Origin of the sequence: Tolumonas osonensis (genome assembly GCF_014202415.1) — a bacterium.
Classification (GTDB): domain Bacteria; phylum Pseudomonadota; class Gammaproteobacteria; order Enterobacterales; family Aeromonadaceae; genus Tolumonas; species Tolumonas osonensis.
Map to the genome: position 1 here is coordinate 15,280 of NZ_JACHGR010000005.1, position 23,676 is coordinate 38,955.

At 50.1% G+C, this 23,676-nt stretch carries 25 protein-coding genes; 18 read left to right on the plus strand and 7 right to left on the minus strand.

The genetic code is table 11. The features are described from left to right. Positions 1-34: 34 nt before the first annotated feature. Positions 35-997 (plus strand): 6-phosphofructokinase, encoded by a 963-nt coding sequence (pfkA, locus tag HNR75_RS07765; protein ID WP_188026416.1) that lies wholly within the window; start codon positions 35-37, stop codon positions 995-997. A gap of 47 nt (positions 998-1,044) precedes the next feature. On the opposite strand, the gene HNR75_RS07770 is transcribed toward pfkA, so the two are convergent. Then, positions 1,045-2,676 carry a DUF2813 domain-containing protein gene (locus HNR75_RS07770; protein WP_188026417.1) on the minus strand — a complete coding sequence of 544 codons (1,632 nt, stop codon included), beginning with the start codon at positions 2,674-2,676 and terminating at the stop codon, positions 1,045-1,047. A gap of 259 nt (positions 2,677-2,935) precedes the next feature. Further along, positions 2,936-3,697: a TSUP family transporter gene (locus HNR75_RS07775; RefSeq protein ID WP_188026418.1), complete on the minus strand. Its 762-nt coding sequence runs from the start codon at positions 3,695-3,697 to the stop codon at positions 2,936-2,938. 137 nt (positions 3,698-3,834) lie between these two features. Here HNR75_RS07775 and HNR75_RS07780 point away from each other — a divergent pair, with 137 nt between their 5' ends. The 3 genes from HNR75_RS07780 to HNR75_RS07790 are packed head-to-tail and all read left to right on the plus strand — an operon-like array spanning position 3,835 to position 5,019. Then, positions 3,835-4,086: a VF530 family protein gene (locus tag HNR75_RS07780; protein WP_188026419.1), complete on the plus strand. Its 252-nt coding sequence runs from the start codon at positions 3,835-3,837 to the stop codon at positions 4,084-4,086. A gap of 5 nt (positions 4,087-4,091) precedes the next feature. After that, on the plus strand, positions 4,092-4,607 hold the full coding sequence (locus HNR75_RS07785; protein ID WP_188026420.1) for a YgjP-like metallopeptidase domain-containing protein: 516 nt from the start codon (positions 4,092-4,094) through the stop codon (positions 4,605-4,607). 55 nt (positions 4,608-4,662) lie between these two features. Continuing rightward, the gene (locus tag HNR75_RS07790; protein ID WP_188026421.1) at positions 4,663-5,019 is read left to right on the plus strand and encodes a DUF2750 domain-containing protein; all 357 of its coding nucleotides are present in this window, start codon (positions 4,663-4,665) and stop codon (positions 5,017-5,019) included. A 47-nt stretch (positions 5,020-5,066) separates the two neighbouring features. Here the strand turns inward: HNR75_RS07790 and HNR75_RS07795 are convergent, their stop codons facing one another. Next, positions 5,067-5,951, minus strand: coding sequence for a DMT family transporter (locus HNR75_RS07795; protein WP_343043265.1), 885 nt, complete (start codon positions 5,949-5,951; stop codon positions 5,067-5,069). A 156-nt stretch (positions 5,952-6,107) separates the two neighbouring features. Here HNR75_RS07795 and rsxA point away from each other — a divergent pair, with 156 nt between their 5' ends. The 10 genes from rsxA (at position 6,108) to rnt (ending at position 14,980) form a co-directional block, all read left to right on the plus strand. Further along, positions 6,108-6,689: an electron transport complex subunit RsxA gene (gene rsxA, locus HNR75_RS07800; RefSeq protein WP_188026423.1), complete on the plus strand. Its 582-nt coding sequence runs from the start codon at positions 6,108-6,110 to the stop codon at positions 6,687-6,689. Positions 6,690-6,693: 4 nt separating this feature from the next. Beyond that, entirely contained in the window at positions 6,694-7,251 is a 558-nt protein-coding gene (gene rsxB, locus HNR75_RS07805) for an electron transport complex subunit RsxB (RefSeq protein ID WP_188026424.1), read from the plus strand. Beyond that, the gene (gene rsxC, locus HNR75_RS07810; RefSeq protein WP_188026425.1) at positions 7,248-9,374 is read left to right on the plus strand and encodes an electron transport complex subunit RsxC; all 2,127 of its coding nucleotides are present in this window, start codon (positions 7,248-7,250) and stop codon (positions 9,372-9,374) included. Before rsxB ends, rsxC begins: the two co-directional genes overlap by 4 nt. Before the next feature lie 5 nt (positions 9,375-9,379). Continuing rightward, positions 9,380-10,426, plus strand: coding sequence for an electron transport complex subunit RsxD (gene rsxD / locus HNR75_RS07815; protein WP_188026426.1), 1,047 nt, complete (start codon positions 9,380-9,382; stop codon positions 10,424-10,426). A gap of 2 nt (positions 10,427-10,428) precedes the next feature. Continuing rightward, complete coding sequence (gene rsxG, locus HNR75_RS07820; RefSeq protein ID WP_188026427.1) at positions 10,429-11,055, plus strand: electron transport complex subunit RsxG; 627 nt, start codon at positions 10,429-10,431, stop codon at positions 11,053-11,055. Continuing rightward, a complete protein-coding gene (locus tag HNR75_RS07825; RefSeq protein WP_188026428.1) occupies positions 11,055-11,798 on the plus strand; it encodes an electron transport complex subunit E in 744 nt (247 codons plus the stop codon). The genes rsxG and HNR75_RS07825 overlap by 1 nt, the downstream gene beginning before the upstream one ends. A 4-nt stretch (positions 11,799-11,802) precedes the next feature. Then, the gene (gene nth, locus HNR75_RS07830; protein ID WP_188026429.1) at positions 11,803-12,444 is read left to right on the plus strand and encodes an endonuclease III; all 642 of its coding nucleotides are present in this window, start codon (positions 11,803-11,805) and stop codon (positions 12,442-12,444) included. 2 nt (positions 12,445-12,446) lie between these two features. Continuing rightward, complete coding sequence (gene gloA, locus HNR75_RS07835; protein WP_188026430.1) at positions 12,447-12,854, plus strand: lactoylglutathione lyase; 408 nt, start codon at positions 12,447-12,449, stop codon at positions 12,852-12,854. Positions 12,855-13,053: 199 nt separating this feature from the next. Further along, positions 13,054-14,319, plus strand: a complete 1,266-nt coding sequence (gene uraA / locus HNR75_RS07840) for a uracil permease (RefSeq protein WP_188026431.1) — start codon at positions 13,054-13,056, stop codon at positions 14,317-14,319. A 34-nt stretch (positions 14,320-14,353) separates the two neighbouring features. Further along, a complete protein-coding gene (gene rnt, locus HNR75_RS07845; protein WP_188026432.1) occupies positions 14,354-14,980 on the plus strand; it encodes a ribonuclease T in 627 nt (208 codons plus the stop codon). Between the two features lie 11 nt (positions 14,981-14,991). Here rnt and dusC read toward each other — a convergent pair whose 3' ends face one another. Both dusC and nhaR read right to left on the minus strand, forming a co-directional pair. Continuing rightward, entirely contained in the window at positions 14,992-15,969 is a 978-nt protein-coding gene (dusC, locus tag HNR75_RS07850; protein WP_188026433.1) for a tRNA dihydrouridine(16) synthase DusC, read from the minus strand. A 79-nt stretch (positions 15,970-16,048) separates the two neighbouring features. After that, on the minus strand, positions 16,049-16,960 hold the full coding sequence (gene nhaR / locus HNR75_RS07855) for a transcriptional activator NhaR (RefSeq protein WP_188026434.1): 912 nt from the start codon (positions 16,958-16,960) through the stop codon (positions 16,049-16,051). 172 nt (positions 16,961-17,132) lie between these two features. Between nhaR and HNR75_RS07860 the strand changes: the two genes are divergently transcribed. Genes HNR75_RS07860 through HNR75_RS07875 form a run of 4 tightly spaced genes read left to right on the plus strand, consistent with a single transcriptional unit; the run spans position 17,133 to position 20,081 of the window. Next, positions 17,133-18,074, plus strand: a complete 942-nt coding sequence (locus tag HNR75_RS07860) for a sodium-dependent bicarbonate transport family permease (RefSeq protein WP_188026660.1) — start codon at positions 17,133-17,135, stop codon at positions 18,072-18,074. Next, positions 18,071-18,370: a P-II family nitrogen regulator gene (locus HNR75_RS07865; RefSeq protein ID WP_188026435.1), complete on the plus strand. Its 300-nt coding sequence runs from the start codon at positions 18,071-18,073 to the stop codon at positions 18,368-18,370. Before HNR75_RS07860 ends, HNR75_RS07865 begins: the two co-directional genes overlap by 4 nt. A 44-nt stretch (positions 18,371-18,414) precedes the next feature. After that, positions 18,415-18,942 (plus strand): 5-(carboxyamino)imidazole ribonucleotide mutase, encoded by a 528-nt coding sequence (gene purE / locus HNR75_RS07870; RefSeq protein ID WP_188026436.1) that lies wholly within the window; start codon positions 18,415-18,417, stop codon positions 18,940-18,942. Then, positions 18,939-20,081, plus strand: a complete 1,143-nt coding sequence (locus tag HNR75_RS07875) for a 5-(carboxyamino)imidazole ribonucleotide synthase (protein ID WP_188026437.1) — start codon at positions 18,939-18,941, stop codon at positions 20,079-20,081. Before purE ends, HNR75_RS07875 begins: the two co-directional genes overlap by 4 nt. A 57-nt stretch (positions 20,082-20,138) precedes the next feature. Here HNR75_RS07875 and HNR75_RS07880 read toward each other — a convergent pair whose 3' ends face one another. Continuing rightward, entirely contained in the window at positions 20,139-20,816 is a 678-nt protein-coding gene (locus HNR75_RS07880) for a lysozyme inhibitor LprI family protein (RefSeq protein ID WP_188026438.1), read from the minus strand. Positions 20,817-20,837: 21 nt separating this feature from the next. After that, on the minus strand, positions 20,838-23,516 hold the full coding sequence (gyrA, locus tag HNR75_RS07885; protein WP_188026439.1) for a DNA topoisomerase (ATP-hydrolyzing) subunit A: 2,679 nt from the start codon (positions 23,514-23,516) through the stop codon (positions 20,838-20,840). Positions 23,517-23,676 lie beyond the last annotated feature (160 nt).

Genomic DNA, 23,676 nt, shown 5'->3' on the forward strand with positions numbered 1-23,676 from the left:
TGTTTTTTTTGTATTTCATAAATAGAGGCACACTATGATCAAGAAGATTGGTGTTCTGACCAGTGGTGGTGATGCACCAGGTATGAACGCAGCCATCCGTGCTGTAATTCGTGCGGCACTGGCTAAAGGTATCGAAGTTTACGGTATTCACGACGGCTATCTGGGCCTGCATCGTGACCGTATCGAAAAACTGGATCGCCGCAGCGTTTCTGACATCATTAACCGTGGTGGCACCATGCTGGGTTCCGCGCGCTTCCCTGCATTCAAAGAGGAAAGCGTTCGTCGCGAAGCTATCGCCAACCTGAACAAACACGGCATTGAAGCGCTGGTTGTTATCGGTGGTGACGGTTCTTACATGGGTGCTAAAAAACTGACTGAAATGGGTTATCCATGTATCGGTCTGCCAGGCACTATCGACAACGATATCGCTGGTACTGATTTCACTATCGGTTTCGATACCGCTCTGAACGTGGTTATGGAAGCGATTGACCGTCTGCGCGACACCTCTACTTCTCACAAACGTATTTCTGTGGTTGAAGTAATGGGCCGTCACTGTGGTGACCTGGCAATGGCTGCTGCTGTTGCGGGTGGTGCAGAGTTCGTTATCGTTCCGGAAAAAGGCTTCAAAAAAGAAGAACTGCTGGCACAGATCGATGAAGGTATTGCAAGCGGCAAACGCCACGCAATCATCACCATCTGTGAGCATGTTACCGACGTGAACGCTCTGGCTAACCTGATCGAACTGCATACAGGTCTGGAAACCCGCGCAACCATCCTGGGTCACATCCAGCGTGGTGGTTCACCAACAGCGCGTGACCGTATCCTGGCCAGCCGTATGGGTGCCTATGCTGTTGATCTGCTGATCGATGGTCAGGGTGGCCGTTGTGTCGGTCTGCTGAAAAACGAACTGATCCATCATGACATCATCGATTGCATCGAGAACATGAAGCGTCCATTCAACGAAGAACTGTTCAACCTGACCAAGACTCTGTTCTGATCCGGTTGTCTCTTTGTGAAAAAAGCCTTCCCTGATGGAAGGCTTTTTTATGCCTGCCGCCTGGCCAGATCAACCACCCGGTCAAACATCTTCTGTAATAAAACCGGTACGCTATCAACCCCCCGCTGCATTGCTTCCTCAATAACAGCCAGTGCCATGCCCGGTTTGGAACGACGGGATACCGCGCGTTCAATAATTTTATTTGGCGGCAGATTACGCAGATCGCGGAGCACCGCTTCCCGACGGTAAACATCAGCAAAACCATGCATATAAAGGAAATGTTCGATATCCCTGTTGGGTAATAATGTCAGACCACCGCCACTGCTGCCGTTACGCTGATGTTCATCGGTCAGTAATCGTCTGGCACCATGAATATAACGGATACCGGCTTCGTCACCGTCAGCCAGCATATGCCAGTTAATCCCCAGGTCATTCGCCAGCTTGATCAGTGGGGAAAAACCACACTGTGCATATTCAATAATACGGACCCCTTCCCCCGGGAGATGATAACCACATAACTGAGCCAGTTCAGATAACAGCCACAGCTCCGTCTCACCTTCCACTAATAACCAGCAGCGGGCAAATAATGACATCGGCCGGTTGATGCGGACATGAAAGGTTATCTTGCGCAGATCATCGGCCGAAAAACGGTTTTCATCCATCAAATAACTGTGTGTCGTGCCATTAACCCTGACCAGCCGCCGGATTTGCCCCAAGGGTAAAGTGGCCAGCAGATCGCCGGAATTGGTTGTCAGTATTTTTTGCCCCGGCAATTGCTGGATCAGGCCCCAGGCAATCGACATCATGGTGGGATGCAAGCGGCTTTCCGGGTCTTCCAGGATATAAATCGGCCGGGCTTCGTTTTCCAGATCTCGTCCGGAATGCGCTGCCAGCAAAGCGTGACCGATACGGGATAACACCTGCTGCATGGTGTCATTATCCATATTCCGCAATAAGTCATGCCAGTCAGTCAGCCCGTGCAATGCGCCCGGTTGATTAATGATATCGCGCTGACTGCGCTTGCTTCTGCGTGGAACGTTCATGAAATAACGATCAAGCAGATATTCTGCCGCGTACACACCTTCCGTAATATGTTGCTGCCGTTCGGGTGTACAGTCCTGCAGAAGATCGGAAATATCTTCGATGTAATTATCCGATTCAACCGTCGGGCCGGAAAGACCGCTGATTGAACGGGAATCCCGCAAGCGGAGCACCGGATTCATTGAGCTCAGCAAACGGATCAGTTCATCGGTATTCTCATCCGGTATTCTGCTGCCGTGCGCGTCTTCGAAATAGTGCTCGGTAATAACGCCACCCGTTTGCAGGCGGGCTTTAGCGACATAATGGATACGATGAAACATATCCATATGATGACGGGTCCAGATGGCGGACAAACGATTCAGACGCTGGGAATGCTGACTGATCCCCGGCCGGTGTTCCCGGAATGTCAGGCGGATGGCCAGTTCCTGGTCATTGATACCATCACAGGCGGCGCGGTAAAAATCCTCTGCCACAAACTGGTATGGTATCTCATCGTGTCCCATGAGACTCCATAGCGCACGTAGCAGACTGCTTTTACCCCAGGTGTTTTCACCGATCAACGCGGTAGTCTGGCCTAAGCTGACCGATAATTTGGATAGACCACGGAATCCGGTGATATCTATTTTTTCCAGAAACATAAGGCACTACCAGCATTTATTTTTAACTATAACTGACTGATAGCAAAGCTGCCTTCTGTTCTGCAACAACAAGCTTAATTATCTTTCGCTGACCTTGACAGGCGTCATGTTCGGCTGGTCCGCTGGCGATAATTCATACTGCCACAAATTAAACCACATATGGCGTTGTCTGTTCTGTTTACGACGTGATTTCATAGGCACTCTCCTTTATTTGTCCTATTCAGAGTGCCCGGAATAAATGACAACAATATGACTAAATTCAGCTTATATAATGCTGCCACAGTAATCTGGCTGACATAATCAATGACATTGAAACCAGTAATGGCCGGATAATCTTGCTTCCTTTACTGACTACCATCCTGGAACCCAGCCGGGCACCGATAAATTGTCCGACACCCATAATCAAACCTATCTGCCAGAGGATCTTTCCGCCCAGCATGAAAAACAGGAGCGAGGCTACATTCGAGATGAAATTAAGCAGTTTGCTGTACGCCGTGGCTTTGGAAAGATTGAATCCGGCCAAGGCGACAAAGGCGATGGCGAAGAACGAACCGGTACCGGGGCCGAAAAAACCATCATAAAAGCCAACACCCAACCCCACCAGCAATGAAAACAGGAAAAAGCTGATGCGTTGCTGGCGATCTTCGTCACCGATTCGGGGAGAAAAAATGAAATACAGCGCAAAACCAATCAGCATATAAGGGATAGCCTGTTTCAATGCTGACGGGTCGATCTGTTGAACCAGTAATGTTCCGCACGCACTACCGATAAACGTAAAAATGACGCCGTTTCTGATCAGTTTCAGATCGATATAGCCCCGGCGCAGAAAATAAAATGTGGCCGAAAAACTGCCAAAACTGCTCTGTAACTTATTGGTGGCAAGTGCATGGGCCGGAGGGATCCCGACACTCAATAAGGCCGGCACTGTCAGTAGCCCGCCGCCACCGGCAATAGAGTCAATAAAACCGGCCGCAATACTGCAGCCAAAAAGTAAAACCAGTGTGGAAAGCCCGATATCCATAATTCTGATGACCGATGAGGAAAAGCGAGCATCATCACATAATTACCCCCTTATTTCTATGGATACAAATTTGCTATTTCGCGCTTCATCTCCTACTCTGTCGGCTTGTTTTTTATTCGCCGGAAATCTGTATAAATATGACCCAACCTCAATCAAAAGATCCGTTACATGGCATAACACTGGAGCGGATCGTGACAGAACTGGTTGAGCATTACGGCTGGAATGAATTAGGTCAGCGGATTGATATTCGCTGTTTCCAGCATGAGCCCAGCATCAAGTCCAGCCTGAAATTCCTGCGGCGGACCCCCTGGGCCCGCGCCAAGGTTGAATCATTGTATGTGATCACGAAAAATTCACCCTGGGCCAAGAAAACATCGTCAGAAGAGTAATAGGCATGTCTGACTTGATCTATCTCCGAGGGTATCCGGAACAAATTCTGCAACAGGTCAGCCAGCTGATTCACAAACAGCAATTAGGTGACTGGCTGGCCAAGCGCTATCCGGCGCAGCATGAAATCCAGAGCGATCTGGCCTTGTTTGATTATGTGACCGAGTTGAAAAACCGTTACATGCGTAATGTGTCCGCAATCAGTAAAGTCCGCTATGACAGTAAACTGTCTGTGGTGCACCATGCCCTGGGATTAAATGTCCGTAAGGCTCAGTTGCAGGGAAACAAGATCCGGCGCAAACATGACATCATCATTGCCAGTGTGTTCCGGGAAACCGCGCCGGAATTCCTGCGAATGATCGCGGTGCATGAACTGGCGCATCTGAAAGAACCGCAGCATGATAAAGCGTTTTATCAATTGTGCACACATATGGAGCCCGCTTATCATCAGCTGGAGTTTGATTTCCGGTTGTATATGACCCAAAGAGATCTCGTCAGGAAAAGCCAGAATACGGAAGAGTGAATTTTCCGCTACAATACACACCATCGTTATAATCCACTGAACTTGGAACCTAAAAATGACCGATCATACTGAACAGCATATTCCGGAAAAATTTATCACTGAAGTTAAAGACAGCGGTGTATTGTGGGGGCTGCAGTTTGAGGATGAATGGGTAGTTTGTGATTCTCAGGATGACGATGCCATTGACGTCATGCCTTTATGGTCAACTGAACGTGCGGCAAGACTGCTATGCTGCGACGAATGGCAGGATTACGAGCCGGCTGCAATCCCGCTGGATGAATTCTACGACGAATGGGTAAACGATCTTCACGCCGATGGCGTACTGATTGGTGTGGAATGGGATGAAACGCTGACGGGTGCAGAAATGGACGTCATGGATTTTGCCCGCGCACTGTCTCACTTCGAACAATAAGCCTGAAACAGATATGAGGGGGCTGCCCCTCATATCTCCCTCTCATTTCAGTAACTGTCTGAAACCTGTTCCCGCACTGCCGCGCGCTTCTCCGGTAACTGACTCATCACAACGCCGGCAAATACCACGCCGCAAGCCACGCACTGCCAGAAATTTAATCTTTCGTTCAATAGGAAGAAGGCCAGTAATAGTGTAAACACTGGGATCAGATTGATATAAGCGCTGACCAATGATACTTCCACCTGGCTGATCGCCCAGTTATACAACCAGTACGCGCCGATAGTCACGATCGTTCCCAGATAGACCAGAGAGCTTATCTGCAAAACAGAAATATTCGCCGGCAGCACATGCTGCAAGGCTAATGGCCCGAAAAAGAAAATGCCGACAAAAGCCTGAAAAGCGGTTAACACCAGCGCTGAATAACGGGACGACAGTTTGCGGATAGAAATGGAATAAATCGTTCCACACACCATGGCCATAAATTCCAGCGTATTCCCCAGTAGCGGATTGCTGGCCTGCACATCACTCTTCCCGGCCAGACTCAAGGCCGAACAACCCAGAATGGCGATAATGAATCCCAGAATCTGAGGCTTGCCAATACGTTCCTTCAATATCAGATAGGCGGCTACAGAAACCAAAAGCGGTAACGTCGCGGTAATCACGCCAGCCTGTCCCGCAGTCGTATATTGCAGTGCCGTAGTTTCAAAAAGGAAATAGAGGCACGGTTCTGCTATACCCATAATCAGCAACCAGCGCCAGTCTCCGGTCTGATAGCGGAAGTTCAGGAGCTGCCGGCCAAAGAACAAGAAACAGCCACTGGCAATCAGCATACGGATGAAAACAATCTGGGTCGGATGGAAAAAATCCAGCAGATATTTTAATGCGATAAAAGCACTGGACCAGAGCAGCATGGCGAGAGTAAGTGCCAGCATCGGAAGAACGCCCAAGATAACCTCCCAGGAAAAGGGCAGAAAAGAGCAAAGTCTAGCCGTTCGGTATATTAATATCCAGAAACCCTTCGGTTTAACGGTTGTTAAGCTTCGGACATCCGAAGATAATATGCCGGCTTGCAAGCTGAGGTATGTATCATGTTGGAATACCTGTTACTTTTGATTAGTACAGTCCTGGTTAACAATTTTGTTCTGGTTAAATTTTTAGGTTTATGCCCGTTCATGGGGGTATCCAAAAAAATTGAACCCGCTATAGGTATGGGGATCGCAACCACATTCGTGCTGACCCTGACCTCCGCCTTCTGTTATCTGGTCCAGCAGTATTTACTGGTTCCTCTGGCTGCAGAGTCGTTGAGTACACTGGCCTTCATTCTGGTCATTGCTGTCGTTGTGCAATTTACCGAGATGGTGATACATAAAAATGCGCCGGACCTCTACCGCGTTTTAGGTATCTACCTGCCTCTTATTACAACTAACTGCATTGTGCTGGGTCTGGCTTTGCTGAATATCAACCTGCAACATAACTTTATGCAGAGTGTGATCTATGGTTTTGGCGGTGGTCTGGGTTTTATGCTGGTACTGGTTTTATTCGCCAGCTTACGTGAACGGCTCGCCGCCGCAGATGTGCCTGCGCCCTTTCAGGGAATTGCAATCGGGATGGTGACAGCGGGACTGATGTCTCTGGCATTCCTTGGCTTCACTGGCTTAATCAAGCTCTAATATCATGAATCATATCCTATTAATCATTATTACTTTTGCTGTCCTGGCGTTGATCTTTGGATTGCTGCTCGGTTATGCCGCCATTCGCTTTAAGGTTGAATCGGATCCTATCGTTGATCAGCTGGATGCGCTGCTGCCGCAAACACAGTGTGGTCAGTGCGGATACCCCGGATGCCGGCCGTATGCCGAGGCGATCGCCAATGGCGATAGCATCAACAAATGTGTGCCGGGCGGAACACAGACTATCCAGAAAATTGCCGATCTGATGGGTGTTGAGCCGCCGGCCGATGATAATGAACTACTGCTCAACCCGCCGAAACGGGTCGCTTTTATTCATGAAAATCTGTGTATCGGTTGTACCAAATGCATTCAGGCCTGCCCGGTGGACGCCATCGTTGGCGCACCGAAACTGATGCATACGATTTTACGCAGTGAATGCACCGGGTGTGACCTGTGTGTTGATCCCTGCCCGACCAACTGTATTGAAATGATTGAATTACCCGCTACGCCTGATCGCTGGAAGTGGGATGTTGAAACAATTCCAGTGAGAATGGTGCAATGAGTATTGTTGATATCATCAGTAAAATCCGCAAAGGTAAAATCTGGGACTTTCATGGTGGATTGCATCCCGATGAACACAAGCGTGAATCCAGTGAAGCTCCATTAGTCGACGCGGGAATCCCGCCATTCATTGTGCTGCCAATCAAACAGCACAGTGGCCGTGTCGGCCGTCTACTGGTGAAAGTGGGCGATCGCGTCCTGGCCGGACAGCAACTGACCGCCAGTGACCACCCGATGGAAGTGCCGGTTCATGCCAGTACTTCCGGCGTGATCTGTTCGATTGAATTACATACGGTGGCTCACCCTTCCGGTCTCAGCGAACCTTGTATTCATATTAAACCTGACGGTCTGGATACATGGCGTGAACGTGACCCGTGGCCCGACTTCAGACAGCGGGATGCCGTACAGTTGTTTGAACGTATTCGCCAGGCCGGTATTGCCGGGCTGGGCGGTGCGGGCTTTCCGACTTACGCCAAGTTAAGTGTTGCGCGTGAAAAATCAGAAATTGTCATTATCAACGGTGCGGAGTGTGAACCTTATATCACTGCCGATGACCGTCTGATGCGGGAGCATGCCCGTGAAATTCTGGAAGGCGTGGAAATCATCAAGCATATTCTGCGCCCTACCGTCACGATCATCGCCATTGAAGACAATAAACCGGAAGCGATTTCTGCCTTCCTGTTAAATCCGCTGCCGGATGATGTGATCGTCCGTGTCATACCAACGAAATATCCATCCGGAAGCGCCCGCCAGCTGATTGAAATCCTGACGGGTAAACAGGTTCCTGCCGGCGGACGTTCGCTGTCATTAGGCATAGTAATGGTTAACGTCGGTACGACCTATGCCATTCGACAAGCGATTGTCGAAGACGAGCCACTCATTCGTCGCGTGGTGACCCTGACCGGCTCGCAGTTTAAGCACCCCGGTAATGCCTGGGTTCGTCTCGGTTCATCTGTACGCTGGCTACTGGCACAGTTCTCTTTGATCCCGGAACCACGGCAACGCGTGATCATGGGCGGTTCAATGATGGGCTTTACCCTGCCCCATGCTGACGTCCCCGTAGTCAAGATCACCAACTGCCTGCTGGCACCGAGTGTGGCAGAGTTGCCGCCGCGTGATGATGAGATGAACTGTATCCGCTGCAGTAAATGCGCGGAAGTCTGTCCGGTGAAGCTGCTGCCGCAACAACTTTATTGGTACAGCAAAGCCGGCGATCACGAGAATGCCGAAAAATATAACCTGGCGGACTGTATCGAATGCGGCGCCTGTGCCTGGGTTTGTCCGAGCAATATTCCACTGGTGCATTACTACCGTCAGGAAAAAGCCGAAATCCAGCATCTTCGTGAAGAAGCTGCGCAAGCGGACCGGGCTAAATTACGCTTTGAAGCGAAAAAACAACGACTGGAAGAAGAACGCCGTGCGCGTGAATCGGTTGTACCACCAGTAGCGCACCGTGCTGTCGGGCAATCCGCTGATAGCGATCCGGTTGCGGCAGCGATCATGCGTATCAAGGCGCAACAAGCGCAGACCGTGCCAGGTACTACCGATATCCGGGCGGAACGCGAAGCCCGCAAAGCGCAGGCTATCCGTCATCAGGCTGAAAAAGCACAGTCTGCCGAACAGGCAGCCTCTCCTGCCGGAACGACTGATGATGCCAGAAAAGCGGCTGTCGCTGCGGCCCTGGCCAGAGCCAAAGCACGTAAGGCTGAAATTGTTGCATCCGATGTGGCTTCATCTGCACCCGCAACAAGTACAACTGAAGATCCGGATGCAGCAAAAAAAGCAGCGGTTGCCGCCGCCATTGCCAGAGCCAAAGCGAAAAAAGCTCAGACTGAACAACAGCCTGCGAATGAGGCGGATAAACCTCAGCAAGCCGCTTCTGAAAATGATCCGGATGCCGTCAGAAAAGCCGCTGTTGCCGCAGCCATCGCCAGAGCCAAGGCGAAAAAGGCACAGGCTGAACAACAGCCTGCGAATGAAGCAGATAAACCTCAGCAAGCCGCTTCTGAAACTGATCCGGATGCTGCAAAAAAAGCAGCGGTTGCCGCCGCCATCGCCAGAGTGAAGGCGAAAAAAGCACAGGCTGAAGCCGAGGCCGCTCAGAATAAAGAACCACAGGAATAATATTCATGTCTTTTGCGATTGCCGTTTCACCACATGGCCACAGCCAGAAAAACACCAGCAGTGTGATGCGACTGACATTCATCGCATTAATTCCGGGGATTGCTGTACAATGCTATCTGTTTGGCTGGGGCGTATTATTCCAGCTTGGGCTGGCGATATTAACCGCGCTGGTTTCCGAGGCCTTCATTTTACGTCTCCGGAATTATTCGGTATCAACAGCATTACGGGACAGCAGTGCACTGCTTACTGCTTCCTTGATTGCGGTTGCCATTCCGCCGCTGCTTCCCTGGTGGATGGTGGTTCTGGCGACTGCGTTTGCCATCATCATTGCCAAACAGCTGTATGGCGGACTGGGCCAGAACCCTTTTAACCCGGCCATGGTGGGTTATGTTCTGTTGCTGGTTTCTTTCCCGGCCCAGATGACAAACTGGTCCACACCGTTGGCAATCGCAGCAGAGCGACTTTCGCCGATTGAAACAGCCTCTGTCATTTTCCAGGGGCAGACCAGCAAGGGGCTGACCAATTATCAATTAAACAAACAGGTTGACGGAACCACGATGGCCACGCCACTGGATTATCTGAAAACCGAATCTCAACGTGGCCATGCGGTCGATTCACTGGTGGCATCTGACAAATTTACCGCAGTGAGTCACGATGGCTGGCGATGGATTAATCTGAGTTTTCTGGCCGGTGGCATTCTGTTGTTTTTACTGCGTCTGATTCCCTGGCAGACACCGGTGGCTATGCTGGGTACCCTTGCCGGAGCCAGTGCGCTGGCGCATTACCTCGCGCCGGCACAATTTCCCATACCGGCGATAGAGTTGCTGAGTGGCGCAACCATGTTGGGTGCTTTCTTTATTATTACTGATCCGGTAACCAGCAGTACCACGCCTCGCGGACGCCTGATATTTGGTGCTCTGGTAGGCGGCATGGTGTTTATGATCCGGCATTTCGGTGGTTACCCGGATGGTGTGGCGTTTTCAGTATTGCTTTGCAATATTCTGGTACCACTGATCGACAAATATAGTCAGTCTCGCGTTTACGGACACTAATCATGCTTCAATCAATGCGGAAAAATGGTCTTCGTTTAAGTTTCTTTGCGTTAGTGTGTACAGGCGCCATCGTCTTTACTGATTATAAAACGCACAACACCATCGCGGCACAGCAACAACTTCAGCTCCGTCAACTGCTGGTAAGTATGTTGCCGGCCGAAAGTTACGATAATGATTTGAGCAAAGAGTGTCATTCATTAACCTCTGACTATCTGGGTAATCAGAAGGCACATCCGGTCTATATCGCCCTAAAAAATGGCAAGATCACTGGCTATGTTATCGAGTCAGTCGCACCTGATGGTTACAGTGGGTCTATCCGTTTGTTAACGGGTGTCAGTCCAGATGCAGTTATTCAGCGTACAGAAGTACTGGAACATCATGAAACACCAGGCCTCGGCGATAAAATCGAACGCCGTAAAAGTGACTGGATAGATAGCTTTAATCATCAGCAATTAACCGCTGAAAACAGTACGCTCTGGGCAGTAAAGAAAGATGGTGGCCAGTTTGACAGTTTTACCGGCGCAACAATCACACCGCGTGCCATCGTCAGACAGCTTAAGAATGTCTTGCTACTGGTACAGCAACATCCCGAACTGATTGAACAGGCACCGGCCTGTGAGGCGAAATAATGGAATCTTCACCAAAAGGGTGTCATGACCTCTCCCCACAGCAAAAGGTCAGCGGAAATGGTTTAGCTGAAATAACCAAACAGGGTTTATGGAAAAACAACCCGATTCTGGTTCAGATCCTGGGGTTGTGCCCTACTCTGGCAGTAACTAACACGGCAGCAAACGCCATCGGTATGGGTATCGCCACCATGCTGGTGCTGACGCTCTCGAATCTGGGCGTTTCTCTTTTCAGACGCTGGATCCCGAATGAGATCCGTATTCCTGTCTATGTGTTACTGATCGCTGCGCTGGTGACTTGTCTGCAACTGGTGATGAATGCCTATTTTTATGAGTTATATAAATCACTGGGTATTTTTATCGCATTGATCGTGACTAACTGCATCGTCGCCGGCCGCGCCGAGGCTTTTGCCAGCAAGAATAGCCCGCTTAAATCGGTTTTTGACGGTTTTATGATGGGGATGGGCTTTGCAATCACGCTCTTCATGATGGGCGCTATCAGAGAAATTCTTGGCGAAGGAACCCTGTTTGCCGGTGCAGATGTGCTGTTCGGCCCATGGGCTGCCGCATTACGCGTTGATGTTTATCATAGTGACACCACTTTCCTGCTGGCCATTCTGCCCCCTGGCGCTTTTCTGGTGCTTGGTTTCCTGATTGCCGCTAAAAATGCCATCAATACGCGTTTTGCACGGAAAAAAGCGCCGGTCAGAGCACAGGTAGAACGCGTACGGGTAACAACATTCTGATTATATGAATAAAGATAAACGTCGTCAGATCCTGGAGCGCTTACGAGATGCGAACCCGCATCCGACAACGGAGCTGGAATACACCACTCCGTTTGAACTGCTGGTTTCCGTCATTCTGTCGGCACAGGCAACCGATGTCAGTGTGAACAAGGCAACAGCGAAGCTGTATCCCGTTGCCAATACCCCGGAATCCATTCTGAATCTGGGGGTTGGAGGTCTGAAGGAATATATAAAAACGATTGGCCTTTATAACGGCAAGGCAGAAAACATCATCAAGACTTGCGCTATCCTGCTGGAAAAACACCAGGGTAAAGTACCGGAAAACCGGGCTGCACTGGAAGCGTTGCCGGGTGTCGGACGGAAAACAGCCAATGTCGTGTTGAATACTGCTTTTGGCTGGCCAACGATTGCCGTGGATACCCATATCTTTCGGGTCGCCAACCGTACGGGATTTGCCCCCGGTAAAGATGTGAACGAAGTTGAAGACAAATTACTCAGACATGTCCCGGCCGAATTTAAACAGGATGTGCATCACTGGCTGATTCTGCATGGCCGCTATACCTGTATCGCCCGCAAGCCGCGATGTGGCTCTTGTCTGATTGAAGATTTATGCGAGTATAAAGATAAAACTGAACCCGAGGAGTAATTATGCGCATTCTGCATACCATGTTACGTGTTGGCAATTTAGAACGTTCCATTGAATTTTATACCAAAGTATTGGGCATGAAATTACTGCGTCAGAGCGATAACGAAGAGTACAAATACTCTCTGGCTTTCGTTGGCTATGGTGAAGAAACCGACGAAGCCGTCATTGAACTGACATATAACTGGGGCGTTGAAAGCTATGAGCTGGGTACAGCTTATGGTCACATCGCGCTGGAAGCGGAAGACATTTACGCTACTTGCGATGCGCTCCGTGCGGCTGGCGCGAAAATCACCCGTGAGCCAGGTCCGGTCAAAGGCGGCACTACGGTGATCGCGTTTGTTGAAGATCCGGACGGTTACAAGATCGAGCTGATTAACAAGAAAGATGCAGGCAAAGGCCTCGGCGCTTAATTCAATGCTATAAAACGGCCTCTCGATGAGGCCGTTTCTTTAAACACACGGCTCAATTCCGGCGGTGGCCGGCACAGCATTAAAATCCAGAATCACCCGCTATTTATGCTGTTTCCCATATAAATGAGAACCCGTTTTTGCGATAATGCTCCGATTTTTTGGATTTTACTATTGCTTCACTCAAAGAAAGGAGGCGTCTGTGCGCAGACAGATCATTCAGGTTGATGAACGTCCACCGTTACTGCAATCCATTCCGTTAAGCCTGCAACATTTATTTGCCATGTTCGGCGCGTCTGTTCTGGTGCCGATGCTGTTCAAAATCGATCCCGGTACTGTTCTGTTGTTCAATGGTATTGGTACCTTGATCTATCTGGCGTTATGTCAGGGTAAAGTACCGGCATACCTGGGTTCCAGCTTTGCATTCCTGTCCCCCGTATTCGCCGTGATGAGCACACTCAGTTATGAAGCAGCGCTGGGCGGCTTTATTGCGTCAGGTCTGATCTTCATCACCGTTGCCCTGATCATCAAAACCTTTGGTCATCGCTGGATTGATGTGGTGTTCCCTCCGGCTGCAATGGGCGCCATCGTTGCCATCATCGGTCTGGAACTAGCACCGGTTGCCGCCGATATGGCAGGATTAACCGCTAAAACGCTGGATATGAGTACGGTTACCGTCTCCATGTTTACCTTTGCGGTCGTAGTTTTCGGTTCTGTCTTGTTCCGTGGTTTCCTGGGCGTGATCCCGATCCTGATTGCTATTGTTGCAGGTTATCTGCTGGCGCTGTCGATGGGTATGGTGAAATTTGATGCCGTGAATACTGCCGCTGTATTCTCTATGCCGACCTTCTACACACCAGTACTGAACTGGGGCGCGATCATCACTGTGCTGCCTGCCGCATTTGTTGTCATCGCCGAACACATCGGTCACTTTATCGTGACTGAAAAAATCATCGGTAAAGATCTGAAAAAGGACCCGGGCCTGCATCGCTCACTGATGGGTGACGGCGTCTCCACGACTCTGTCCGGTTTCTTTGGCTCGGTACCTACCACGACTTATGGTGAAAACATTGGTGTTATGGCTATCACCCGTGTTTATAGTGTCTGGGTTATTGGCGGCGCCGCACTGATCTCTATCGTGATGGCCTTCATGGGTAAATTTACTGCGATCATCGGTAGTATCCCGGTACCAGTCATGGGTGGTGTATCGTTGTTACTGTTCGGTGTTATCGCTGCGTCAGGTATTCGTATGCTGGTTGAATCCAAAGTGGATTACAGCAAACCAAAAAACCTGATCCTGACTTCTATTGTTCTGATTGTTGGTTTATCCGGCGCTCATGTTGAAGTTGGCACCGTGTCTCTGAAAGGTATGGCACTGGCGACTTTACTTGCGATTGTAGTCAGCCTGCTGTTTGGTCTGTTTGAAAAAATGGGTCTGATGAGCACTCAGGAAATCCGTGAGCCTTAAAAATTTATAATTAATTCTGAGTTGGTATCTGTTTATGTGCTTGAAAGAACGCTTTCGTGGTTATTACCCGGTTGTCATTGATGTTGAAACAGCAGGGTTCAACCCGAAAACGGACGCATTACTGGAAATGGCAGCGACAACGTTAAAGATGGATCAGGATGGCTGGTTATTCATCGACCAGACTATCCATTTCCATGTTGAACCTTTTGAAGGCGCCAATATTGAAAAAGCGGCCATTGAATTCAATGGAATTGATCCGTTTAACCCGCTACGTGGCGCTGTCAGCGAACATGATGCTTTGCACGAAACGTTCAAAATCATCCGTAAAGGAATGAAAAACGAGGGGTGCAACCGGGCAATCGTGGTCGCGCATAATGCGACTTTTGATCATAGCTTCATCATGGCGGCCTCTGAGCGGGCGTTGCTGAAACGTAATCCGTTTCATCCGTTTGCCACGTTCGATACGGCAACCCTGGCTGGTCTGGCTCTGGGCCAGACTGTGCTGGCTAAAGCCTGCCAATCTGCGGCGATCCCTTTTGATAATAATGAAGCGCATTCCGCGTTATACGATACCGAGCGTACCGCGGAATTATTCTGCTATATCGTCAACAAGTGGAAAGCGCTGGGAGGCTGGCCGTTACCGGACTCAGAACAGGATTAATCGAAGCGGGCTCAGGCCCGCTTTGTTTTTGCAGCAGTCAGTTGCTCAATGAATGTCTGGGTATCATGAACCGTTCGGATCGACATAAACAGATCAGCCGCTTCGGAATACTGTTGTTTCAAGAAAACCAGCCACTGTTTGAGCCGGCTGGGCAAATAATCCGCTCTTGGTTGCTGCAACGCCGCTGCCGCATATTGCAGCAATAATTCCAGTACGGCAGACCAGCTCATCTCTGGTTCTGCTTTTGCGATCACGGCACCCAGATTCGGAAGTTGCAAGGCCCCTCGCCCGACCATCAGGTCGCTGCAGCCGGTAGCCTGCCGGCAACGCGCTGCGTCATCCGCATTCCAGATCTCGCCATTCGCGATCAACGGAATATTGATTTTAGGACGTAACGTGTTGATCCATTCCCACTTAATAGCATCGGCCTTATAACCATCTTCCTTGGTGCGGGCATGTATCGCCAGTTCACCGGCACCGCCTTGCAATACGGCATCAATGATTTCATGACATTCGTCAGGCGAACTCCAGCCCAGCCGGACTTTCGCTGATAAAACCTGCTCAGCCGGTAATGCTTCCCGTACCGTTTTCAGGATCTGATAAATCGTTTCCGGTTCTTTTAATAACGCAGCGCCGCCACAAGACTGGTTAACTCTTCTGGCCGGACAACCGAAGTTGATATCAATTCCGGGCGATCCCATTTCCGTTGCCAGCACCGCATTCTCCGCCAGCCATTGCGGATGCTGACCTAATAGTTGCACCCTGACTGGTGTTCCGCTGCGGGTTTGACCATTTTGTAAAAGTTCCGGACAGAGACGCAGCAATGTTTTACGGGTGAGCAGTTGATCGACAACCCGGACAAATTCTGTAACGCACAGATCATAATGATTCACGGCGGTCAGAATTTCCCGTAATAACGGATCCAGAACCCCTTCCATGGGAGCAAGAATGATACGCCCAGGCTCAGGCAGAACAGATGAAAACGACATGGTGCAACCTCTGAAAATGAGGTCGCTATTCTACTCATCCGTCATCAATTCGCCAATTTAATCACCGTGACATGAGCAGTCAGCGATCGGTATTTTTCTCTGTGAATAATATTTTTTTCGCAGCCTGACTGACCGCCAGAACCGCAGGATGAGTAATGCGGCGCTCAACGGATATCGCGTAATACCGGATAAGGGCATCCGGTATGACACCCAGTACATCGGCACCGTATTGTCCTCTGACTTCCTCTACCATGACCGACGGTACCGGAAATATCCCAGCACCGGCTTTTCCGAACGCTTTCATCAACGCGCTGTCATCAAATTTACCAATGATGTGCGGGTGGATCTGGCATTTACTGAACCAGCGATCAAGCAATGCCTGCATTGCAGTTTTATCACCCGGCAATAACATCGGTGCATTATTCAAGGAAGATGGGAATGCCGGACTATACCGTTCGACCAATTCAGGCACCGCACAAAAGGTAACCGAACAACGACCCAGTTCATGGTTATACCCCTTTACGCCCAGCTCAGAGGGTAATGGCTGATCTGCAATCACCAGATCCAGCTTATGAATCGCCAGTTCCGCGAATAACCGATCCAATTTATCTTCATGACAAATAAGACGTACCGGCACGGGAAGCGATATCACCGGGGCCAGCAACTGGTAGGCCAGCGATCTCGGCACCGCGTCGGCAATACCAACCCGGAACGACTGTTCACTGCTATTCACACCATGACGCAGTAATTGTTCCAGCTCATTACCGATCTGAAACAGATCATCCGCATGGGATAACGCCATCTTACCAGCTGTTGTCAACTCAAACCGTTTGCCAACCCGCCGGAACAGATCAACGCCTAAATTCCTTTCAAATTCGGTTAACTGGCCGCTGATTGTTTGCGGCGTCAGGTGCAGTTTTTCCGCAGTGCGGGTAATGCTTCCGGTTTTGGCGACATTCCAGAAATAGTAGAGCTGCTTATAGTTCAGCATTGCCATAACCCTTCATCAGTTTTTCTCGAATATTTCTCAGTAATAATCTGATTTTTTCGATTAACAAACAAGTCTACCATGGCGCCGTCGATACCCTGTCGGCTGTCTTTCCAGAAGAGCAGGTGTATCTGAATAATGTCCGAATTCAGAGTTAAGGAGCATGAAGTCGTCTATGCCGGATATTGTGGTGCTTTTTTTCCTGTTCGGGTTACTGGCTGGTCTGGTGAAATCGGAACTTAAATTACCTTCTGCGCTTTATGATTCTTTGTCTGTATTTTTGCTGATAGCTATCGGGCTTAAAGGCGGCCAGGGGTTGGCGCAACAATCAGTTTTGTCCCTGGCACCACAGCTTTTGGCTGTCATTTCCCTAGGTATTCTGCAGACACTGATTGCCTTTTCCATTCTCAAGTATTTATGCCATTTCGATCGGGCTAATGCCGCTGCAACCGCGGCCCACTACGGTTCCGTTAGTGTTGCCACTTTCGCAGTAGGCTCTAACTGGCTGATAACTAATAACATCTGGTTTGAATCACAGATGGCGATCTTTTTGGCGGTGATGGAAATCCCCGCCATTATGGCAGGCATCATTCTGGTTCGTGGCGTTAAAAAAGGAACTGACTGGCGACAACTCGCGCATGAAACCTTTTTCGGCAAAGGGGTCACCTTACTGCTGGGTGGCATGATCATCGGATGGATTGCCGGGCCGGACGGACTCTCATCCATCAAAGGCTTGTTTTTCGACCTCTTTAAAGGCGCGCTTGCTCTGTTCCTGATGGAAATGGGACTGATTGTTGCAAAACAGGTTGGCGTCCTGCGCCGTAATGGCATCGTCATCATCGCATTTGGCATCACGATGCCACTGATATCCGCGGTACTCGGTACAGCCTGTGGTGTCCTTATCGGCTTATCCGCCGGAGGTATTACCTTGCTGGCTGTCCTGGCTGCGAGCGCATCCTATATCGCGGTTCCGGCAACGATGCGTTTAGCCGTACCTGAAGCGAATCCTGCCCTCTCTTTATCTGCAGTACTTGGTATCACCTTCCCCTTCAACATCATCATTGGTATTCCCTTGTATCACCATGTTGCACAAATGCTGACCGGAGTGAGTTTATGACATTACTGACAGAGAAAAGAACCTTGCTCACCATTATCACTGAAGCGGCGATAGAACAGTCCATCCTTCGGGATGCAGAACAACTGGGTATTACAGGCTATACCGTTTCTGATGCCCGGGGCCGGGGACGACATGGTCTGCGCGATGCCGCCTGGGATGAAACAGCCAACATCAGAATTGACGTGATATGCACCCGAGCGCAGGCAGAACAGGTGCTGACGCATATTAAAAAACGTTATTACCCCGATTACGCCATGATGGCCTTTCTTCAGGAAGCAGAAATTCTGCTTCCCTGAGATTTTTAATATCCCGCAAAAATGACCTTAATACCGGAGTAAACATGGATCAGGAAAACAAAACAACACCGATTATTGGTATTGTGATGGGCTCGAAGTCTGATTGGCCTGTGATGCAGGCAGCCGCCGCCATTCTGGATGAATTTGGCGTTCCTTATGAAGCCAAAGTCGTCTCAGCACACCGGACGCCGGATCTCCTTTTTAGTTATGCCGCAACGGCCCGGCAACGAGGATTATCTGCCATTATTGCCGGTGCTGGTGGTGCGGCGCATTTACCCGGCATGCTGGCAGCAAAGACAACCGTTCCGGTATTAGGGGTTCCTGTTCCGTCCAAATATATGAAAGGGATGGATTCGCTTTTATCCATCGTCCAGATGCCGAAAGGCATTCCGGTTGCGACCTTTGCGATCGGCGAAGCTGGCGCGGCCAATGCGGCACTGTTTGCGATTTCCATGCTTTCAGCCGGTCACCCGGGATATATCGCCTCGGCTGCGGAACAACTGGCAACGTATCGCCAGCAGCAGCAAGAGATGGTTATGGAAATGAGTCTTGAACCGGAGAACGTCGAATGATATTGCCACCTGCAACCATAGGCGTTTTAGGCGGCGGTCAGCTGGGTCGCTACTTTGTTCTGGCCGCACATAAACTGGGTTATCGTGTGCTGGTGCTTGATCCTGACAAGCAAAGCGTTGCCGGGCAAGTTGCCGATGAACACATCATCGCGGCTTACGATGATGTTAATGCGCTGAATTACATCGCGGCAACCTGCGCCGCCGTTACCACCGAGTTTGAAAATATTCCGGCGGATACGCTGGATTATCTGGCGGGTCACATCCCTGTGCGCCCTAATGCAGCGGCCGTACGGATCTGTCAGAACCGGCGTCTTGAAAAACGGTTTCTGCTGACCCATGACATCCCGCACGCCACCAGCCTGAACATTACTTGTGAACAGGATATTCTGTTGTCACCGACCAGCATCTACCCGGGAATCATCAAACTCGCCAGTTCAGGATACGACGGTAAAGGCCAGCAAATTGTAGAAAACAAATCTGAAGCATTAGCCGCGTTCAGCCAGTTCAACTCGCAGCCATGTGTGCTGGAAAAAAAACTGGAGCTGGATTACGAGATCTCTGTCGTTCTGGCCCGGGATGAAGCTGGCAATATTGCATTTTTCCCGGTTGCACAAAATCTGCATAAACACGGCATCCTGGATGTTTCGGTAATGCCAGCACCGGCATTACCGGACGATTTAAAAACAGAAGCAGAGCGCATTACCGGACTGATTGCCGGGAAAATGGATTATATCGGAACAATGGCAGTCGAGTTTTTCATAGCCGGTGGCCAGCTACTGGTAAATGAAATTGCACCCAGACCGCATAACTCGGGGCATGCGACCATTGATGCCTGTTATTCCTCGCAATTTGAACAACAGGTTCGGGCTTTGTGCGGTTTACCATTAGGTGATAGCCGCGCACATTCATCCGGTATCATGGTCAATCTTCTGGGTGATCACTGGTATCCGGATTCAGACGATCAGGTAAAAACACCAGACTGGCCCGCATTGCTGTCCATCCCTTCCCTGAAACTCCATTTATATGGCAAAGAGGAACCCCGTCCGGGCAGAAAAATGGGACATTTCACAATCCTTGCCGGTCAGTCTACCGACTGGGCAGAAATAGTCGCCACTGCGCGTCAAAAGTTATCCGCGTAGAAAAAGAAAAAGGACAAGCCTGAGCTTGTCCTTTCTTTCAATATCAACGAGGGGTGATTAATCAGCTAACTGCTGACACTCCAGCGTCTTGTCATCCCAGTAGATAGTCGCAGCCTGTTTACGTTCCACCAACGTCAGTTCATGAGATGTGTACTTAACCCCACGGCTAAGAGGCCCCATGAATGCTTCCCGGTATTGATCGTTATTTTTCACGATAACGGCAGGCAGTGATGTAGCGTAAAACGTCAGCCAGACATCCTGTTTTTCCGGTCCGCACTGATAATGAATTGGCCCCTCTTTCGGCACCAAATCAAACTGGGACTGCAATTCAGACAACCTTTCCATATAGGAAAGTTCCAGACACATTTTCAGGTCTTTATCTTTCATGCACTCATCATGGCGGGACAGCCAGGACTGCTGATCTTTCTGCAGATCCACATAAGGATATTGAGCTTGCTTAGACGGCAACTCCTGCATCAGCTGACGGATCTGCCCGTCGAGTTTCGTCAGGACCGGCCGTTCACAAAAAGCCAGCAACAACGGCTCTTTGACATCATTACAGTTCGGTTTTTTGTCCAGTGTCTGCTTGGTGATGGCATATTTCGCCATCATCTCCGGCGTCACCAAAGATGGTTTCGCCGAAGCACCTTTTTCACCAGAGTCTGTTGCAGCGACAGAGACAGTCTGAATTCCACTCAACAGCAATGCTGCTAATAAGAATTTGCTTATGTTCATGTACTACATCCTCTCCAGAGATTATTCAGCAGACGGCTCTGCAGAAACGTCGATATCGCCTTCAGCATCAGTGTCATCACCTTCCGGTTCAGCAACGCGCTCCAGGCTTACCAGTTTCTCATCATCGCCAGTACGGATCAGACGCACACCCGCAGTGTTACGGCCAATCAGACCCACTTCAGACACACGGGTACGCACCAGCGTACCGGCGTTGGTGATCAGCATGATTTCATCAGTTTCTTCAACCTGAATCGCACCAACCACTTTACCGTTACGCTCTGAAACCTGAATGGAGATAACACCCAGTGTTGCACGATTCTTCAGCGGGTATTCAGACAGCGCAGTACGTTTGCCATAACCGTTTTCGGTTGCAGTCAGAATTGCGCCTTCACCGCGAGGAACGATCAGTGATACCACCTTGTCGCCTTCCGCCAGTTTGATACCGCGAACACCGGCTGCAGTACGACCCATTGGGCGAATACCTTTACCTGAGCTGCTGGATTCTGCGTTCTCGTTTTCTGACTCTTCCGCTTCATCATCGGCATCGCTGTCAGTATCGCTACCACGGCTGTTGCCTTCAGCGAAACGAACCACTTTACCTGCGTCAGAGAACAGCATGATCTCGTTGGTACCATCGGTAATATCGACACCAATCAATTCATCGCCGTCTTTCAGTGTGATGGCACGAATACCAGAGCTCAGCGGACGTGAGAACGCAGACAGCGCAGTTTTCTTCACTGTACCGTTAGCGGTTGCGAAGAAGACATATTTGTCATCATCGTAAGATTTCACTGGCAGGATCGCCGTGATACGTTCATTTTCATCCAGTGGCAACAGGTTGATGATCGGACGACCACGCGCAGTGCGGCTGGCTTCAGGGATTTGATACACTTTCAGCCAATACACTTTACCCAGTGTCGAGAAGCACAATACGGTATCGTGTGTGTTCGCCACCAGCAACTGCTCTACAAAGTCTTCATCTTTTACTTTCGCCGCCGCTTTACCGCGGCCACCACGACGCTGCGCTTCGTAATCAGACAGCGGCTGATACTTCACATAACCTTCGTGTGACAGGGTCACGACTACGTCAGTTGGCGTGATCAGATCTTCCATGTTGATCTCAACACTGGCAGCCTGAATTTCGGTGCGGCGTTTATCGCCGAACTGCGATTTCACATATTCCAGCTCTTCGCGGATCACTTCCATCAGACGTTCGGTGCTTGCCAGAATCCGCAGCAGCTCTGCGATTTCGTTCAACAGTTCACGGTATTCTTCCAGAATCTTTTCGTGTTCCAGACCGGTCAGTTTGTGCAGACGCAAATCCAGAATAGCCTGAGCCTGTTGCTCGGTCAGGAAGTAATGGCCATCACGGATACCGAATTCCGGCTCCAGCCATTCAGGACGCGCGGCATCATTACCGGCACGCTCCAGCATGTCAGCAACCGCACCCAGTACCCAGCCACGGGATACCAGACCTTGCTTCGCTTCCGCCGGGCTGGCGGAGTTTTTGATCAGCTCGATAACCGGATCAATGTTGGCCAGCGCGATCGCCAGACCTTCCAGGATATGAGCACGTTCACGCGCTTTACGCAGTTCGAATACGGTACGGCGGGTCACTACTTCACGACGGTGATCGATGAAGGCTTCCAGCATCTCTTTCAGCGTCAGGGTTTTCGGCTGACCATTGACCAGCGCCACCATGTTGATGCCGAATACGTTCTGCATCTGGGTGTGCGTGTACAGGTTATTCAGGATAACCTCGGCCACTTCGCCACGACGCAGTTCGATCACAACACGCATACCGTCTTTATCAGACTCATCGCGCAGTGCCGTGATACCTTCCACTTTTTTGTCTTTTACCAGTTCGGCAATTTTTTCCACCAGACGGGCTTTGTTGACTGTGTATGGCAACTCGGTAACGATGATGGATTCTTTGCCTGATTTCTCGTCGGTTTCAATTTCAGTGCGGGCACGCACATAGATCTTGCCGCGGCCAGTACGGTAGGCATCGATGATGCCGGAACGGCCATTGATGATACCGCCGGTCGGGAAATCAGGGCCCGGGATCAGTGGTAACAGTTCATCCACGGTCAGAGTCGGATTTTCCATCAGCGCCAGACAGCCGTCTACCACTTCGGTCAGGTTATGCGGCGGAATATTGGTCGCCATACCTACCGCGATACCGGACGAACCGTTTACCAGCAGGTTAGGAATTCTGGTCGGCAGAACAGCCGGAATTTGTTCGGTACCATCGTAGTTAGGCACCCAGTCTACGGTTTCTTTTTCCAGATCAGCCAGCAGTTCATGCGCCATGCGATCCATACGGATTTCGGTATAACGCATTGCTGCTGCGGAATCGCCGTCAACAGAACCAAAGTTACCCTGGCCATCGACCAGTGTATAACGCATGGAGAAATCCTGCGCCATACGGACAATCGTGTCATAAACCGCAGAGTCACCATGCGGGTGATATTTACCGATAACGTCACCGACGACACGAGCAGATTTCTTGTACGGTTTGTTCCAGTCGTTACTCAGCTCATGCATCGCAAACAAGACACGACGATGTACAGGTTTTAAGCCGTCCCGCACGTCTGGCAGCGCACGCCCAACGATAACACTCATCGCGTAATCGAGATAAGAGTTGCGCAACTCGTCTTCGATGTTTATCGGGATGATCTCTTTGGCTAGATCGCTCATATAATTATGTATTCCTACTTCAAGCTACTTGAAAGCAATGGGCGACGATTCTACCACAAATGATGGATTTCCCCAATCGCTGACAGAGAACCTGTTTAAAGCTAACCCGTTGGATATAATGCACAGAATTCATCCTTTTACTGTCACGAAGGACAGCCCG

What these genes read in the sequence shown, in the direction of transcription:
- gyrA (WP_188026439.1), bottom strand. Translation starts at nt 23,516, where the DNA reads ATGAGCGATCTAGCCAAAGAGATCATCCCGATAAACATCGAAGACGAG.
- rsxD (WP_188026426.1), top strand. Translation starts at nt 9,380, where the DNA reads ATGTCTTTTGCGATTGCCGTTTCACCACATGGCCACAGCCAGAAAAAC.
- HNR75_RS07785 (WP_188026420.1), top strand. Translation starts at nt 4,092, where the DNA reads ATGTCTGACTTGATCTATCTCCGAGGGTATCCGGAACAAATTCTGCAA.
- HNR75_RS07775 (WP_188026418.1), bottom strand. Translation starts at nt 3,697, where the DNA reads ATGGATATCGGGCTTTCCACACTGGTTTTACTTTTTGGCTGCAGTATT.
- rnt (WP_188026432.1), top strand. Translation starts at nt 14,354, where the DNA reads ATGTGCTTGAAAGAACGCTTTCGTGGTTATTACCCGGTTGTCATTGAT.
- rsxA (WP_188026423.1), top strand. Translation starts at nt 6,108, where the DNA reads ATGTTGGAATACCTGTTACTTTTGATTAGTACAGTCCTGGTTAACAAT.
- HNR75_RS07865 (WP_188026435.1), top strand. Translation starts at nt 18,071, where the DNA reads ATGACATTACTGACAGAGAAAAGAACCTTGCTCACCATTATCACTGAA.
- rsxG (WP_188026427.1), top strand. Translation starts at nt 10,429, where the DNA reads ATGCTTCAATCAATGCGGAAAAATGGTCTTCGTTTAAGTTTCTTTGCG.
- pfkA (WP_188026416.1), top strand. Translation starts at nt 35, where the DNA reads ATGATCAAGAAGATTGGTGTTCTGACCAGTGGTGGTGATGCACCAGGT.
- purE (WP_188026436.1), top strand. Translation starts at nt 18,415, where the DNA reads ATGGATCAGGAAAACAAAACAACACCGATTATTGGTATTGTGATGGGC.
- nhaR (WP_188026434.1), bottom strand. Translation starts at nt 16,960, where the DNA reads ATGCTGAACTATAAGCAGCTCTACTATTTCTGGAATGTCGCCAAAACC.
- HNR75_RS07770 (WP_188026417.1), bottom strand. Translation starts at nt 2,676, where the DNA reads ATGTTTCTGGAAAAAATAGATATCACCGGATTCCGTGGTCTATCCAAA.
- gloA (WP_188026430.1), top strand. Translation starts at nt 12,447, where the DNA reads ATGCGCATTCTGCATACCATGTTACGTGTTGGCAATTTAGAACGTTCC.
- dusC (WP_188026433.1), bottom strand. Translation starts at nt 15,969, where the DNA reads ATGTCGTTTTCATCTGTTCTGCCTGAGCCTGGGCGTATCATTCTTGCT.
- HNR75_RS07790 (WP_188026421.1), top strand. Translation starts at nt 4,663, where the DNA reads ATGACCGATCATACTGAACAGCATATTCCGGAAAAATTTATCACTGAA.
- rsxC (WP_188026425.1), top strand. Translation starts at nt 7,248, where the DNA reads ATGAGTATTGTTGATATCATCAGTAAAATCCGCAAAGGTAAAATCTGG.
- HNR75_RS07795 (WP_343043265.1), bottom strand. Translation starts at nt 5,951, where the DNA reads ATGCTGGCACTTACTCTCGCCATGCTGCTCTGGTCCAGTGCTTTTATC.
- HNR75_RS07875 (WP_188026437.1), top strand. Translation starts at nt 18,939, where the DNA reads ATGATATTGCCACCTGCAACCATAGGCGTTTTAGGCGGCGGTCAGCTG.
- HNR75_RS07860 (WP_188026660.1), top strand. Translation starts at nt 17,133, where the DNA reads ATGCCGGATATTGTGGTGCTTTTTTTCCTGTTCGGGTTACTGGCTGGT.
- HNR75_RS07780 (WP_188026419.1), top strand. Translation starts at nt 3,835, where the DNA reads ATGACCCAACCTCAATCAAAAGATCCGTTACATGGCATAACACTGGAG.
- nth (WP_188026429.1), top strand. Translation starts at nt 11,803, where the DNA reads ATGAATAAAGATAAACGTCGTCAGATCCTGGAGCGCTTACGAGATGCG.
- HNR75_RS07825 (WP_188026428.1), top strand. Translation starts at nt 11,055, where the DNA reads ATGGAATCTTCACCAAAAGGGTGTCATGACCTCTCCCCACAGCAAAAG.
- HNR75_RS07880 (WP_188026438.1), bottom strand. Translation starts at nt 20,816, where the DNA reads ATGAACATAAGCAAATTCTTATTAGCAGCATTGCTGTTGAGTGGAATT.
- rsxB (WP_188026424.1), top strand. Translation starts at nt 6,694, where the DNA reads ATGAATCATATCCTATTAATCATTATTACTTTTGCTGTCCTGGCGTTG.